The organism is Phytoactinopolyspora halophila, from assembly GCF_003287285.1.
Classification (GTDB): Bacteria; Actinomycetota; Actinomycetes; order Jiangellales; family Jiangellaceae; genus Phytoactinopolyspora_A; species Phytoactinopolyspora_A halophila.
Map to the genome: position 1 here is coordinate 1 of NZ_QMIG01000064.1, position 1,449 is coordinate 1,449.

Here is a 1,449-nt window from a genome sequence, read left to right on the forward strand (position 1 = left end):
GGGTCTTCGGATCCTGGCGGGGTGCTGGGTTCATCGGACGATGATGGAGCCTAGTACTCGCCAGTTGGGTTTGCCGGCGTAGAGCAGTGCGCGGACTCGGTAGTTGCGGAAGTTGCGGAACCCGTAGCCGATGCGTTTGATGCGCTTGATCAGGTTGTTCAGCGCTTCGGTGGGTCCGTTGCTGGTTCGGGCGAGGTGGAAGTTGCAGATCTTGTCGAACCATTTCTGCAGGGTCCGGCCGAGTTTGTGTAGTTCGACCGGCATCGCGGGCCGTTGGCAGTGTTCGATCAGCTCTGTGAGCATTGCTTGGGCGGTGTTGATGTCGGTGCAGCGGTAGAACTCACGTAGGCGTTCCTTGACCCGGTAGGCGATCGCGACCTCACCGTGGGGGTCGCCGAGTTCGAGCAGTGAGGTGAGTCGTTGCTGGGCGGTTTCGTTGAGGCGTTCCTCGCCGGTGAGTAACACGCGGCGCACCCGGTAGAGCGGGTCGTTGCGGCGTCCGCGGTGGCCGGTGTGTTCGCGTTGCACCCGGCGTCGGACCTCGTCGAGGGCACGGTTGGCGAGTTGGACGCAGTGAAAGGCATCCACGACCTGGTGGGCCTTGGGCAGGGTCACGGAGTAGACCGCGGCGTAGACGTTGGACATGTCCAACGCACCGAAACCGATCTTGCCTTTCCACGAGCCGGGCTGGGAATGCACCCAGTGTGCGACGTCTTTGAAGTCGCGGGTGGGCAAGATCTCCAGGATCTGATGGTTCGCGACGTCAGCGACCGTGGTGACGTACTGACGCCAGCGTTGGGTGCCTAGCTTCACGAACGATGTCTCGTCCAGTCCGATGGCCGTGGTCAACGTCAGGCGTTTGGTGTCGGCTTCTAGCAGCGCTTCGCCGTAGGTGGTGAGCGCGTCGTTGATCGTGTGCCAGTCACAGCCCAGTTCCCGGGCGACGTCGGACACCGCTCGTCCCCGGCCGACCTGCTCGGTGGCCCACTTCGCGCACCGCGTGGTCAACCGGCAGTTCTTCGCCGCGATCCGGTGATCGCCCAAGGTCCACGACCGGCGATGACAACGCTCGTGCGGGCACCGCAGACGGTGTTTGCGCCACGCCAGTGTCATCGGCGTGCCGAACACCGGCAGGTCCACGTAGCGCACCACGGGCCGGTCCTTGATCTGAGCCTGAGCACCGCAAGACGGGCAGAACCGCGTGACCTCGACCTGCTCGATCAACAATTCCACATCAGGACCGGCACGCTGATACGCCAGCACTTGAACGTTCTTCAGCCCAACCAGAGCCTCGACGATCCGACTAGACTCATGCACGACGAAGGTGTCACAGGATTTCTTGGTCACACATCAAAGACTGCGACACCTTCGTCCCCATCAACCCACCGCCACGCACACACAAAGAAGGCCACCCCGAAGGATGGCCTCCCCGCTGAGATCCGAAGACCC

General features: G+C 62.8%; 1 protein-coding gene. It reads right to left on the reverse strand.

The window, feature by feature from the left end:
- Positions 1 to 30: 30 nt before the first annotated feature.
- Entirely contained in the window at positions 31 to 1,347 is a 1,317-nt protein-coding gene (locus DPM12_RS22635; protein ID WP_112260603.1) for an ISL3 family transposase, read from the reverse strand.
- Positions 1,348 to 1,449: the final 102 nt, after the last annotated feature.